Origin of the sequence: Flavihumibacter rivuli, from assembly GCF_018595685.2 — a bacterium.
Taxonomy (GTDB): Bacteria; Bacteroidota; Bacteroidia; order Chitinophagales; family Chitinophagaceae; genus Flavihumibacter; species Flavihumibacter rivuli.
Window position 1 is genome coordinate 1,111,511 of record NZ_CP092334.1, and the last position, 13,374, is coordinate 1,124,884.

At 48.7% G+C, this 13,374-nt stretch carries 15 protein-coding genes and 1 tRNA gene; 9 read left to right on the plus strand and 7 right to left on the minus strand.

The features are described from left to right. Positions 1–4 precede the first annotated feature (4 nt). The gene (locus KJS94_RS04980; protein WP_214446214.1) at positions 5–1,273 is read right to left on the minus strand and encodes a dihydroorotase; all 1,269 of its coding nucleotides are present in this window, start codon (positions 1,271–1,273) and stop codon (positions 5–7) included. A gap of 112 nt (positions 1,274–1,385) precedes the next feature. On the opposite strand from KJS94_RS04980, the gene KJS94_RS04985 reads away from it, so the two are divergent. Next, positions 1,386–1,459: transfer RNA gene (locus KJS94_RS04985), tRNA-Pro, on the plus strand. A gap of 64 nt (positions 1,460–1,523) precedes the next feature. Here the strand turns inward: KJS94_RS04985 and KJS94_RS04990 are convergent. Together KJS94_RS04990 and KJS94_RS04995 are read right to left on the minus strand one after the other, a co-directional pair. After that, positions 1,524–2,177: a response regulator gene (locus tag KJS94_RS04990; protein ID WP_214446215.1), complete on the minus strand. Its 654-nt coding sequence runs from the start codon at positions 2,175–2,177 to the stop codon at positions 1,524–1,526. A gap of 187 nt (positions 2,178–2,364) precedes the next feature. After that, positions 2,365–2,973 carry an SGNH/GDSL hydrolase family protein gene (locus KJS94_RS04995; RefSeq protein WP_214446216.1) on the minus strand — a complete coding sequence of 203 codons (609 nt, stop codon included), beginning with the start codon at positions 2,971–2,973 and terminating at the stop codon, positions 2,365–2,367. 99 nt (positions 2,974–3,072) lie between these two features. Here KJS94_RS04995 and KJS94_RS05000 point away from each other — a divergent pair, with 99 nt between their 5' ends. After that, on the plus strand, positions 3,073–3,567 hold the full coding sequence (locus KJS94_RS05000; RefSeq protein ID WP_239804297.1) for a DinB family protein: 495 nt from the start codon (positions 3,073–3,075) through the stop codon (positions 3,565–3,567). A gap of 100 nt (positions 3,568–3,667) precedes the next feature. On the opposite strand, the gene KJS94_RS05005 is transcribed toward KJS94_RS05000, so the two are convergent. After that, positions 3,668–4,981 (minus strand): 4Fe-4S dicluster domain-containing protein, encoded by a 1,314-nt coding sequence (locus tag KJS94_RS05005; RefSeq protein WP_214446217.1) that lies wholly within the window; start codon positions 4,979–4,981, stop codon positions 3,668–3,670. Positions 4,982–5,063: 82 nt separating this feature from the next. Between KJS94_RS05005 and KJS94_RS05010 the strand changes: the two genes are divergently transcribed. Further along, the gene (locus KJS94_RS05010) at positions 5,064–5,567 is read left to right on the plus strand and encodes a phosphoribosyltransferase family protein (RefSeq protein ID WP_214446218.1); all 504 of its coding nucleotides are present in this window, start codon (positions 5,064–5,066) and stop codon (positions 5,565–5,567) included. Position 5,568: 1 nt separating this feature from the next. On the opposite strand, the gene KJS94_RS05015 is transcribed toward KJS94_RS05010, so the two are convergent. Next, the gene (locus tag KJS94_RS05015; RefSeq protein WP_239804298.1) at positions 5,569–6,486 is read right to left on the minus strand and encodes a DUF2279 domain-containing protein; all 918 of its coding nucleotides are present in this window, start codon (positions 6,484–6,486) and stop codon (positions 5,569–5,571) included. 215 nt (positions 6,487–6,701) lie between these two features. Here KJS94_RS05015 and KJS94_RS05020 point away from each other — a divergent pair, with 215 nt between their 5' ends. Beyond that, positions 6,702–8,426, plus strand: a complete 1,725-nt coding sequence (locus KJS94_RS05020; RefSeq protein WP_214446220.1) for a phospho-sugar mutase — start codon at positions 6,702–6,704, stop codon at positions 8,424–8,426. Positions 8,427–8,546: 120 nt separating this feature from the next. Continuing rightward, on the plus strand, positions 8,547–9,206 hold the full coding sequence (locus KJS94_RS05025; RefSeq protein ID WP_214446221.1) for a protein-L-isoaspartate(D-aspartate) O-methyltransferase: 660 nt from the start codon (positions 8,547–8,549) through the stop codon (positions 9,204–9,206). Positions 9,207–9,280: 74 nt separating this feature from the next. Here the strand turns inward: KJS94_RS05025 and KJS94_RS05030 are convergent, their stop codons facing one another. Further along, positions 9,281–10,123 carry an alpha/beta hydrolase gene (locus KJS94_RS05030; RefSeq protein ID WP_214446222.1) on the minus strand — a complete coding sequence of 281 codons (843 nt, stop codon included), beginning with the start codon at positions 10,121–10,123 and terminating at the stop codon, positions 9,281–9,283. Between the two features lie 16 nt (positions 10,124–10,139). On the opposite strand from KJS94_RS05030, the gene KJS94_RS05035 reads away from it, so the two are divergent. After that, positions 10,140–10,916 (plus strand): Rossmann-like and DUF2520 domain-containing protein, encoded by a 777-nt coding sequence (locus tag KJS94_RS05035; RefSeq protein ID WP_214446223.1) that lies wholly within the window; start codon positions 10,140–10,142, stop codon positions 10,914–10,916. 30 nt (positions 10,917–10,946) lie between these two features. On the opposite strand, the gene KJS94_RS05040 is transcribed toward KJS94_RS05035, so the two are convergent. Continuing rightward, entirely contained in the window at positions 10,947–11,966 is a 1,020-nt protein-coding gene (locus tag KJS94_RS05040; RefSeq protein ID WP_214446224.1) for an SRPBCC family protein, read from the minus strand. Between the two features lie 165 nt (positions 11,967–12,131). Here KJS94_RS05040 and KJS94_RS05045 point away from each other — a divergent pair, with 165 nt between their 5' ends. The 3 genes from KJS94_RS05045 (at position 12,132) to KJS94_RS05055 (ending at position 13,367) form a co-directional block, all read left to right on the plus strand. Continuing rightward, complete coding sequence (locus KJS94_RS05045; protein WP_214446225.1) at positions 12,132–12,470, plus strand: 2Fe-2S iron-sulfur cluster-binding protein; 339 nt, start codon at positions 12,132–12,134, stop codon at positions 12,468–12,470. An 84-nt stretch (positions 12,471–12,554) separates the two neighbouring features. Further along, positions 12,555–12,794 carry a Fe-S cluster assembly protein IscX gene (gene iscX, locus KJS94_RS05050; RefSeq protein ID WP_214446226.1) on the plus strand — a complete coding sequence of 80 codons (240 nt, stop codon included), beginning with the start codon at positions 12,555–12,557 and terminating at the stop codon, positions 12,792–12,794. A 51-nt stretch (positions 12,795–12,845) separates the two neighbouring features. Then, positions 12,846–13,367: a KdsC family phosphatase gene (locus KJS94_RS05055; RefSeq protein WP_214446227.1), complete on the plus strand. Its 522-nt coding sequence runs from the start codon at positions 12,846–12,848 to the stop codon at positions 13,365–13,367. The last annotated feature ends 7 nt before the right edge of the window (positions 13,368–13,374 follow it).

Sequence of the window (13,374 nt, forward strand, 5' to 3'; positions counted from 1 at the left end):
ATGATCAGGAAACAGGAATATTAACCTTTTGATGGAATAGGGTTCCGATCACCTTTCCTTTCAGGCTATGGCCAACGAAGGGGGAGTTACTGCACTTGGACTTGATATCGTTTGTAGTGAAAACAGTTTCTCCTTCCTTGTTGTACAAGGTGATGACAGCAGCTTGTCCGGCTTCGATCCTTGCCTCTGGCAATCCAAAGATGCGTCGGGCATTGATGGAGAACAAGGCAGCCAGCTGGTCAGCTGAAAGTCCGGGCAATACCGTATTGACCGCACGGAAACTGGACTCCAGGCCGATCATGCCAAAACGGGCATACTCGAATTCAAGCACTTTGGCATCATAATCATGCGGCTGGTGATGGGTGGCAATACAATCGATCCATCCCTGCATTACCGCTTCACGAAGGGCAAGCATATCCTGCCTTGTGCGCAGTGGCGGATTAACCTTCAGGTTGGTATCATAACTCATCAGGTCTTCATCACAGAAGAAAAGATGATACGGTGTAACAGAACAGGACACTTTCAATCCACCTTCCTTCGCACGCCTGATGTATTCAACGGATTTGGGAGAACTGATGCCTGTGAAGTGGATATGCGAATCGGTATAGCGGGCCAGTTTGATATCACGAGCCACGATCAATTCCTCGGCCATCATGGGTTTACCGGGCAGGCCAAGGCGTGTAGAGACAATCCCTTCATTGATCAACCCATGGGGCGCAATGCTGGTATCATCAGGAATCTGGATGACCACACCATCAAAGGCCTTTACGTACTGCAGGGCTTTCACCAGGATACCCGCTGATTGAACCGGCCGGATACCATCACTGAAAGCAATGGCCCCTGAGGCACGCATATCATACATTTCAGCAAGGTCCTTACCCTCGGCACCTTTGGATATGGAGCCGATAGGCAATACCTGGGCCGGGAGGTTGGCGGCCTTGGCCATTACATACTCCACTTCAGTTTTGCTGTCAATGACAGGTTTGGTATTGGGTACCACCATCACCGTGGTGTACCCACCGGCAGCAGCGGCAAGGGCACCCGATGCTATGGTTTCCTTATGTTCGAAACCGGGATCATTGAAATGTGCAAAAGGATCCACCCAACCCGGGGCAGCCATCCATCCTGAACCATCGACAACCTTTGCGTCATCGGCAACCAAAGCATCACCAATTTCTGCAATATGACCATCAATAACCAGGATATCCTTTTGGGAAGCGTTATGTGCGGAGCGGGGATCGTTGATAACAACCTGTTGGAGTAGTAGTTTCATTCGCTTAACGTTGTGCAAAATTAAGATTAGTTATTTGATTTTTGTGAAATCAAATTTTCCCTTAGTTTTGCAACCCGCAAATGAGGAATGATGTTCTTTGTTTGTACCGGTTCGGGAAGTGGCGCAGCCCGGTAGCGCACTTGTATGGGGTGCAAGGGGTCGCTGGTTCGAATCCAGTCTTCCCGACATCGCCCGCCTTAGATTAAACTTTGGCGGGCTTTTTATTTTCCAGGTTGTTTATGTTCCCGGTTTAAGCCCTGCCCGCGATGATCAGTCCATGTTCGTAAGCATATTTCACTAATCCCAATACAGTGCTCACCCCTGTTTTACGGAAAATATTCTTCCTGTGCGTTTCCACCGTTCGCTCACTGATAAAAAGCTGGTCGGCGATTTCCTTATTGCTTTTTTCTTTTTCGATCAGCCGGATGATCTCCATTTCCCTATTGGTGATTCCAGCATCAAGCAATTCTTTCTTGCGATCTGCGGCATTCGCGATTTCCGCCTGCACTTCAGGACTGAAATATTTTCCGCCACTTGCAATTTCCTTTAATGCTTCGAGAAACTCCGCCCTTCCAACATTTTTCAGTACATACCCTGCCACATGGGCTTCATTGAATTTGTCATTGATCAAAGCCCCCTGATGGGACATGGAAAGAGCTAGAATATTGGTTTGGGGAAAAAGCTTTTTCACCTTCCTGGCCAGTTCAAAACCATCCATTCCCGGCATCATGATATCGGTCAGGAGGATATCTACATTATCCGTAACCAGCAGGTCAAGCATTTCTTTAGGCTTCGTGGATTCATGCACTACAACAAATGTGGGATGGCCCTCCAATAGTGATTTCAGGCCATCGATCACAACCTGGTGGTTATCCACGATTGCGAGCCTTATTTTGTTGTCCATAAAGTAGCATTAGGTAGTACTACCTAAATGTAAGAAAATAGAACATGGGCGACAGAAAGAATATTTCCGAACAAAATTTCATCTACAAGGATGTTCATAACCAACCAATTAGCTTCCTAGCCCGTATGGAATAAAATAGTATTATCAGAAATATGGTTAATCACCATTATGATAAGTTCATAAAGTTTCACTTCTCCAGGGCGCCAAGAAAATGCAGGGACAACCGCTCCGCCCATCGCGCATACTCCCTTCCGGATGGATGCAGGCCATCACCTGCCAATAAACGATTATCATGGGCAGCTTCCCGAGTACCCGGGGTAATATCTATGTATGCTACACCATTTGCTACAGTGATAGCCTTATTGACAGCATTGAACTGGTCGATCTCCCTGGCGATGGCATAACGGTCACGATCATCCGCAAATGGGGTCACTCCCCAATCGGGGATGGACAATACCACGACCCTTTCCTTTTTTTCACCGGCAAAGGCGATGGCCTGTTGCAGCAGGTCCTCGAACTGGATGGCGTAATCATCTACGGAAAGCCCCCGGTACTGGTTGTTGACACCTACCAAAAGACTTACCAGGTCATAACGGGGCAGCAAGGAAGTGGCGGCTATGCCATCCCTCAACTCAAAGCTGGTCCATCCTGTCCTGGCCACGATTTCAGGGGCAGCAACCGGCTGTCCGGCCTTACGGAGGATCTGTACCGTTTGGTAGGGAAAGCTATCGTAAATGGGCACTTGTTCCCCGATAGTATAGGAATCGCCAAGGGCCAGGTAATTGAGCAGTTCCATTAGTCCAAGGTTTTATCCAAATATCCATATTCATCCAAACTTCATCAAAGCTTTTCCCGGAAACCCCAATATTCTGTAGCTTGAATTAAATTTTATGCTATGCCAATGAACCAATCCCTTGTAGCAGAATTCCAGCATGAGAGCGACAATACCCGCAGGATGCTGGAAAGGGTGCCAGATGAGCATTTCAGCTGGAAGCCCCACGAAAAATCCTATTCACTCCACCACCTGGCCATGCATATAGCCCAAATGGCAGGCTGGGCCAAGGTAACCATAGAACAGGATGAGCTGGATTTCTCCAAGCAGGAATTCGAATGGCCTGAAGTGAACAGCACCAGGCAGTTGATGGAACTGTTTGAAAAACACAGGGAAGAAGCCATTGGCAGCCTGCAGCAGGTAACGGATGAGGAGTTGATGAAACCATGGACCCTCCGCAACGGCCCCCAGGTATTCTTTACAATGCCCAAGATGGTCGTATTGAGAAGCATGGTCTTTAACCATATCATCCACCACCGTGGCCAATTATCAGTTTACCTGCGCCTATTGAATGTACCACTGCCGGGCATCTATGGGCCGAGTGCAGATGAACAGTAATACTGGTATTATTTCCTATTATGCAGGTGCTTAATGAAAACCCTGCCCATAAACAAAAACAGCCCATCCGGGCTGTTTTATTATAAAGAACTTTCAACGATCAGGACCTTACCCAGGCATCGCGCTCATCCGGGCTAAACTTCCATGGCGCGAAATTATTCTCCACATTGCTGAACATGGCATTCCACTCCTGTGGAGCATTGCTCTCTTCCATGATCAACGAACGCCTGAGCTCAGTGATGATCTCCAGGGGGGAAATACTAACCGGGCAGGCTTCCACACAGGCATTACAAGTAGTGCAGGCGCGAAGCTCTTCCACTGTAATATAGTCATGCAATAGCGTCTTGCCGTCTGCCTGGAAACTACCATTGATATTGATATTCTTTCCCACTTCCTCCAGTCTGTCGCGCGTACTCATCATGATCTTCCTCGGGCTGAGCAGCTTACCTGTTGAATTGGCAGGGCAGGCCGAGGAACAACGACCACATTCCGTGCAGCTATAGGCATCCAACAGGTTTCTCCAGCTCAGGTCGAATACATCCTTAGCACCAAAGCTTGGGGCTTCGGTAGCCTCGGTGGGCGCCAGTTCCGGCTGCATAGCATAAAGTACTTCCTTCTGGATTGCGGGCATGTTCTTCATCTTGCCCTGTGATTCCAGCCTGGCATAATAGGCATTGGGAAAGGCCAGCAGGATATGCAGATGCTTGGAATAGGGGAGGTAGTTCAGGAAGGCAAAAATACCCGCAATATGCAACCACCAGCAAACCCTTTCCAGGGTCACCAATGCGCTATCAGACCAACCAGCCAACAGGGGTTTGATCCAGGAGGATACGGCAAAACTACCCGTGATATGCTCAGCATAATGGCCTGCGCCACGCTCCTGTAAAATGGTATCGGCAGCATTCATGGTCAGGAACAATGTCATCAGAACGATCTCCGTGAACAGGATATAATTCGCATCAGTTCTTGGCCAGCCATCGAGGTCATGGCTGATGAACCGCTTTAACTTGATCATATTACGGCGGGCAAGGAAAGCCACGCAAACGATGATGACACCGAGTGCCAGCCATTCAAAACTATTGATGAGGAAAGTATAGAATCCGCCAAGCACACCGGCAAACAAACGATGGGTGCCCAACAGGCCATCCAATACGATCTCCAGTACTTCAATATTAATAATGACAAAACCGGCATAAATGATAAAGTGCATCAGGGCCACAAGGGGATTCTTGAACATCTTCTTCTGGCCAAAAGCCAACAGCAGCAGGTTATTCCATCTTGCGGAAGGATTGTCTGAATAATCTTCATCCTTACCCAGCAAGATATTACGCCTGATCTCCTTTACTTTTTTACTGAAGAACCAAATGGCAGCAGCTGCCAATAGGACAAAAGCAATCTGTTGCAGGTATTGCATAGAAACGGTATTGTGCGACTAAATTAATGGATTTAGGTTTGGGTCAATGTTTTGTTGTAATTTTTCGGCCAGAATTTCAGCAATGTCAACGAATCGCAACTATATTTTAGACGCAGTACAGGCCAATACCAAACTGGAAAGGATGGCCTACGAAATGGCAGAACAATTGGTGGATGAAAAATCACCCATCATCCTTGCAGGTATCAGGGACAACGGGGTAGTAATAGCGAAAATCCTAGCCGCCAGGATAAAGGCCATTGCCGGCATTGAATCCGAAGTGATCGAAATCGGGCTGGACAAAAGAAATCCCGGTCCTATCCATGTTAGTCCGAAGATGGATTTCAATAACAGGATGATCGTTGTGGTGGATGATGTTACCAATAGCGGCAAGACCCTGCTCTACGCTTTGAAACCCTTCCTGGAAGAGCATCCCAAGGCCATACAAACCCTTAGCCTGATCGAACGCACCCATAAGGCCTTCCCGGTAAAGGCAGATTATGTGGGGCTTTCACTGGCCACTACCTTACAGGAGCATATCTATGTAACGGTGGAAGGGGATAGCGTTACCGGTGCCTACCTGGAATAGGTTACTGGTGCAGGCCATGCAACCTGAATCCTTCTTTTGGACTGTACTCTAAGGCCGGTGCGGGAATCTTCACCGCATTCAGGGCATAGAAAATGGTCCTGAGGAAACTGCTTCGGGTATTGATCCTGGTTAGGTCGAGGTCAACTGAAAGGTAATACCTGCGCACCCTTGGAATATCAGTCCGGTCGACCGTATTTCCCTCCTCATCCTCCCATTTATTTTCGGTGCCACCCAGCATCAGGTCACTGCTATAGCCCAGGGATAGGTTCAACCATTTTGGAAGGTATTGGGCTTGGGGAAAGAAGCTCCGCAGGTTGGCGCTGAGCCAGTAGGTCTGGCTATTGTAATCCTTCAGGATCCGCTCCATGGTGCCACTACCGAAAAGGTCATTCCTCCTGGCGACCAGGTCGGCGGGATAGCTGTATGGCCAATAGCCCATTTTTACCTGGAGCCTTTGTTCTTTCCAACCCAGTTCCTGCGCGACAAACGCACCAGCCCCTGCAACATTGGCCACCATATCCCAAACACTGAAGCCCCATTCAGCGGAGAATCCATCCTGGATCTCGATGATGCTTTGGAAAGCCACGGCACTGGCGCCGCCCAGCCAAACCGCTGTCCTGGGTTTCAATCCCGACCATTTCCAGGCACCATATGACAAACGCCCCAATTGGTAGGCAGTCCATACATGGCCCGCCTTATCCATCTGGTTCCATTCCTTGCCATCATTGAAGAAATGGAAGGACTGTTTCTCATAATCCGCATACCAGGCCTTGTTCAGGGCAATATAGGTACCTGTCCAGATGGCAGCATGCGCACCAGCCACCAGCCACTGCCGTGATTTTGATGGGGTGGTACTGTGACTGGTTATACCGCTAACCAGTGCAGGCGGCGGCTCCATCACCGTATCCCTTTCCAACACAAGAGCAGGCTTTCCCGATGGACTGCTGGCTGACCTATCCTGTCCATGACCAAGAAAAGTTAGGAGCAATAAAATGCCTGAAAGAAAAGAAACTTTATATTTAGAATCGTGCACTAGGAATGTGGTTTCAGATGGACAAAAATACGTTTTGGCCTGTCAATCAGGTTCGAATAGTGAAAATTGATAACTTCAACGCCGATTTTAAAACAGTTATTATGGATGCAGCGATTCTAGCGAAAGTTCAAACATGGCTCGATGGCAACTTCGATGCCGAAACCAAAAAGACCATTCAACAACTCCAGGCGGAAAATCCCAATGAGCTGGCAGACTCCTTTTACCGCAATCTTGAATTCGGTACAGGTGGACTGCGTGGTATCATGGGGGTTGGTTCCAACAGGATGAATAAATACACAGTGGGTATGGCCACCCAGGGCTTTGCCAATTACCTGAAACAAACCTATCCAGGTGAAGAGATCAAGGTAGCCATTGCCCATGATAGCCGCAACAACAGCCGTTTCTTCGCAGAAACAACGGCCAATGTATTCGCAGCCAACGGCCTGAAAGTATTCCTTTTTGAAGCCCTGCGCCCGACACCGGAGCTGAGTTTCTCGATCCGCCACCTGGGTTGTAAGGCCGGCGTGGTGTGCACTGCATCCCACAACCCGAAGGAATACAACGGCTATAAAGCCTATTGGAATGACGGCGGACAATTGGTACCCCCGCACGATAAAAATGTGATCGCTGAAGTGGAGAAGATCGCATCTGTTGACGAAGTAAAATGGAATGGTGGTGAAGCCAATATTACCCTGATCGGTAAGGAAATTGATGAGGCCTATATCAAGATGGTAAAGAGCCTCAGTGTTTACCCTGAAGTGATCGAAAGGCAGAAAGACCTGAAGATCGTGTATACCCCCATCCATGGTACTGGTATCAAACTGGTACCTGATGTGCTCAAGGCTTTCGGCTTTAGCAATGTAACCATTGTTGATGAGCAAAGCATCCCTGACGGTAATTTCCCTACTGTTCACTATCCTAACCCTGAAGAATCCGAGGCCATGAGCATTGGCCTGAAGAAAGCCAGGGAAATAGATGCCGATATCCTGCTGGGCACCGACCCCGATGCAGACCGTGTAGGTATTGGCGTGAAGGACAATGATGGCAACTGGGTGCTGATGAATGGTAACCAGACTGCCGTTCTTGCCTTCAACTATATGATCGAGGCCAGGAAGGTGAAGGGACTGGCACAGCCCAATGATATGGTGGTGAAGACCATCGTGACAACCGAAATGATCGATGAGATCGCCCGCCAGAGCAATATCAGTTGCTACAATGTACTGACCGGTTTCAAATGGATCGCTGAACTGATCAAAGAGAAAGAAGGCAAGGAAAACTATGTAGTAGGTGGGGAGGAAAGCTATGGCCTGATGATCGGTTCGCAGATCCGCGACAAGGATGCCGTGAGTGCGGTTGCCCTGCTTTGTGAAATGGCTGCATACGAAAAAGACAAGGGCAGGAGCCTGTTCCAGAAATTGATTGACCTGTATGTTCAATACGGTTTCTACAAGGAGCACCTGATCTCCATAACCAAGAAGGGAATGGACGGACAACAGCAGATAGCCGCCATGATGGAAGGCTACCGTAATAATCCTGCACAATCCATCAATGGTTCACCTGTGGTTCAATTGCTGGATTATGAATTGAGGAAGGGACGCAACCTCCAGACGGGAGAGCAATGGGAGATCCAACTTCCCAAGAGCAATGTATTGCAGTTCATCCTGGCCGATGGCAGCAAGATCTCAGCTCGTCCAAGTGGTACTGAACCCAAGATCAAGTTCTATTTCAGTGTGAACACCAAACTGCCAAATGCCGCCTCCTTCAAACAGGTAAGTGAGGAACTTGACAACAGGATCAAGGGGATCATTGCAGACATGAACCTGTAATTGTAGTGGATGACCTGGTGGCCAGCCGCCAGTCATTAATAGTATAGTCAACTAAAAAGCATCTACGTATCCGGTCCATCAGCTGGGCCGGATACGTTTTTTATTATCTTGCGGGCGTTTATGAGAAGGTTTGAAGACACATACAGGCATAAAGGTTTAAGGAAGAAACTGGTTGAGCATCTCAGGCAGAAAGGCATTACAGACGAAACGGTACTGGAAGCCATCAATAATTTACCCAGACACTATTTCCTGGATTCTGCATTTGATGAAGTGGCCTATGAGGACCGCGCATTTCCCATCCAGGTAGGCCAAACCATATCACAACCCTATACGGTTGCCTACCAGACACAATTGCTGGAAGTAAAACCATTTGAGAAGGTATTGGAGATCGGCACCGGGAGTGCTTACCAGGCCTGCGTCCTGGCTGAAATGGGTGCGCAGGTATATACCATTGAAAGGCAGAAAGCACTGTTCGACCAGAACAAACAATTTGCCTTCCTGAAGAAATTCCACAACATCAAGTTCTTTTATGGCGATGGCTTTGAAGGGTTGCCCACATTTGGTCCTTTCGACAAGGTGATCATCACTGCAGCTGCCCCATTCATCCCGGAAAAGCTCATCCAGCAAATGAAGACAGGCGGTAAAATGGTCATCCCAGTAGGGGAGGGAAATGTACAGCGGATGTTGCGCCTTACCAAACAGGCTGATGGCAGTTATACTGAAGAAATCTTCGATAATTTCTCCTTCGTCCCGATGCTGGAAGGAAAGGAAGGACATTAAACCATTAAAAGATCGCGGATAATACAGGACGGTCAATGACCGATCCTGTTTCGTCATGCAACCGTATTAAGACATTACAGGAATTCCACCACCTTCCTTACTACTTTATTATCGCGGTATATCTTTCGGTGCCCCAATTCCCTGGTCAACATGAATTCAATATGCTCAGGCTTGGCCTTGATCAGCGGTTTGACATCCCTGATAGGCGTAACATCATCATCCTCATCATGCACCCATAGCACTTTTGCATGGATATTATTCAGGGCCCTTGGGATGGAGAAATGTGAAAGGGGTACACCTGCCTTTTCTTCGATCAGCTTTTCAAATTCTTCCTTCACTCCTTCATCCAGTTGCAGCAGGTCGAACAGGGTTTCCATGGCCGTTACCGATTCCGTAGCGGGAGCTATCAAGGCTATCCTGTAGCTGTCATCATGGTGGATATTCTCCAGGAAATGGGCAATGGCCAGTCCCCCGAAAGAATGTCCCATGAAACTTTGGATAGGGCCAAAATGGTTATATACTTCCGATAAGGTCTGCACGTACATAGGCAGGTTGATCTGCCTTCCTTCAGAAGCGCCATGGGCCGGGGCGTCAACGGCAATAACTTCATATCCCTTTTTAATGAGCGGTACGATATAACGGTCGAAATTCCTTGCCGAGGATTCGAAACCATGGCATACTATCACCCGCCTGATCCCTCCCAGGTTCCAGCGGTACACCACCACCCGGTTTCCCTGTACCTGCACAAAATTCCGGTCTGCCTTATCAAATATGGGCGGCACTTTCTTCTTTGACTTCCTGAAAGGCGTACTGAAGATCTCAAAGGCCATTTCGGCAGCCTTGCGTTTGGAAAATACAGCCGTAAAATTCAGTTTGGCCCTCAGGTAGTTAAGGGCAAGCTTTTGTGCTAATTTCATACTGTAAATCTACACAATGAAAATTGTTCTAGTTGGATATGGCAATGTTGCAACCATACTGGGGGAAAGGATGAAGTCGGCAGGCCATGAGATCATACAGGTGATAGGCAGGGATGAGGCCAGGGCAAGGCAACTTGCCCAACAGCTGGGTGCGGAAGGAAGCGCCAATTGGAAAGAACTGAAGGGAAAGATGGACCTCTACCTGGTGGCCATTGCGGACAGGGCTTTGCCGGACCTGGCGGGGCTGATGCAATTGCAGGATGAATTGGTGGTCCATACCGCAGGTGCGGTGGAAGGTAATGTCCTGGCACCTATCAGTTCCAGCTATGGGGTATTCTATCCGTTGCAAAGCCTTAGGGACCACCAACCAAAGACCCGGTCGATACCGGTCTTACTGGAAGCCAATACAGGTGAAGGTTTGGCCTTACTGCAACAACTGGCTCGCTCCATGGATAGTCCATACCAAATGGCAGATGGGGAGCAGCGCCTCCGCATGCACCTATCGGCAGTATGGGTCAACAATTTTTCCAACTACCTCTTTTCCGTGGCCTATCAATTATGCCGGGAAAACTATCTGGAGTTCTCGCTTTTGCAACCATTGATCCAGGAAACAATTGCCCGGATCGATTCCGGGGATCCTTTTAGGTTCCAAACCGGCCCCGCTATGCGCGGTGACGCCCCAACCATGGAGAAACACCTTGCCCTGATGGAAGGCCACCCACAATGGCAAGAACTTTACAGGCAACTCTCCGGGCTTATCCGGGAAGCAGTTGATACCAGCAAGCCAGTGTGATCTTTTCGAATAGGGGTTACCGTTAAGGGATCATTGCTTAACCGGCTGAACAATATCAGTGAGCACCTCATACATATCTTTTTTGGTAGTGGGGTCATCCACATACACATCATATGGGGCACCTGCAGGAGTGAGCTTATTGGCCTTCAGCCATTCCGCGATCTTCGCATAGGCAAGTCCCGACTGCTCATAAGGCCCATAAAAATGTACTACTACAGCCTTGCCGGCCGGAACCTTACGAAACCTGGTCCGTCCTCCGAGCGAAGCCGGTTGGCCGGAGACAGGGATGGCGGGCTCCAGGATAAAAGGTTCTTTTTCGGAATAGTACCATGACATAGGGGCACCGGCCATATTGAGTTGATTGGACTTCATGGTCTCACCCAGCTCCCCATAGGCCTTCTGCAATTTGGGGCCTATATCGCTCATGGTCATGGCAGTATCCATAAGGGTAAGGACCTGCATGGCCGGTATATCCTTCAGTTCCACCGTCATCCTGGGTTCCCTGGGCTTCAGTTCTCCTGATTCGATCTTCTGTTTCAACATGCTTAGGCCGGATTCAAACTGTGGGCCTAACAATTTATCGAAGAATAACCCCACCCAGCGGTTGAGGGGATTATGGCCCATTGCAGCATCCATGGTCCAGGTAACTTTTGTGGTATTGCCCGATGCTGTGATTTCCCAACCAGCCGGGGAAGGTTCATCGAATCCCTCAAATTCAAGGCTGGTCATCACTTTCTGGTAAGGAACAGACTCAGTAATAGTCAACTTACCCTTTCCCACATCCGGGTTATCACTTTCCCATTTGTACCAGGCCCCTTTGCCTTCCGTTACCCCGGCATACTCTACCTTCCAGTTGGTATCGATCTGGTTCCAGGGCATCCAATGATCGTAGGTTTTCAAGTTGTTCAGTACAGCATATACCGAAGCGGCTGGAGCTGCGATCTCGACAGAACGGGTGATTGAAGCTTTTCCCGGAAGGAAGGCGCCGATCAGTAGGAATAATCCAATGATCACGAGTACAACCAGGAGGACCTTTTTGAGCCATTTCATGTTGGGGAGGTTTAACAGTGCCAATGTAAGCATTTCTCTAATATGTAAAGGGATATAGCTGCGGGAGAAGTGATGGACTAAACATTTCTGGTTATAAATGGTTAAGGAAGAAGTTTCCTCATGTAAGGACTAACCAATAATTTTGCCACCCAAAACGGAAAAGAGATGTATTCGATCACCTTTAAATTTGAACAGAAAGGACTGGAGCCGGTTACACTTGAGCAGGTAGCGCCTGACCAAAGCCTGCTGGAAGTAGCCCTGACCAACGATATAGAATTGCACCATAACTGCGGCGGCGTATGCGCCTGCAGTACCTGTCACCTTTATGTTGAACAGGGAGAGGACCTGGTAGAAGAGATCAGCGATAAGGAGGAAGATTTTATTGATCGTGCGGTTAACCCCCGCCTGAATTCCCGTCTTGGCTGCCAGTGCGTACTGCTTCCGGGAAAGCAGGGAAATATTACCGTAACGATCCCTGACCAAACCCAGTTCCTTGGTGAATAAGGAACAGTAGCCAGCTCGATTGAATCGGTTGGTTGGAAAAACTGGTAAGCAAAAAACTATCAACTTAATAAACCCCTACATAAGATGGCACAATTTGAACCACCCATTCATTGGAATGATTATGAAGATATCGCCTTGAAACTCTATGAAAAGTTCGGCGACGACTTCAACGAAGGCAAGATCTACCGGATCAGGTTCACCGACCTGCTGGAGTGGGTGCTGGAGCTCCCCGGATTTGTTGGGAAGCGGGAGGAATGTAATGAAGGACACCTGGAAATGATCCAGAGTTCCTGGGTATATGAATGGCGCGATAACCAAAAATAAAATGGGAAGTGACAGGTTTCTGCCTGTCACTTTTTCTTTTAATATTTGTGCATGTCTTTAATCAATAGCTTCAAGCAGATCACCACTTTTGTGCTGGATGTTGACGGTGTGCTGACCGACGGCACCATCTGGATCTACGATGATGGCCAGATGGTCCGCAGGATGAACATCAAGGATGGTTATGCCCTGCAACTGGCCATCAAGAAAGGCTACAGGATCCTGGTGATCTCTGGCGGAACCTCCGAAGCGGTACGCCTGAGATTGAACAAACTGGGCATTACCGATGTGTTCCTGAAGGTGGAAGACAAGATCGCGGTGCTGGAAGCCTATCGGGAAAAGCATTCCCTGCATTGGATGGAGATGCTGTACATGGGCGATGACATACCTGACTATGGTGTCATGAAGATGGCAGGCCTGGCCTGTGCCCCGGCTGACGCCGCACCCGAGATCAAACACATCGCCCATTACATCAGCCCCTACAAAGGCGGTGAGGGCTGTGTGCGGGAGGTCATTGAAAAAGTGATGAAACTCCGTGGCGACTGGAGCATTGACCTTACCGTTTCCAGCAAGTAAGCAGACC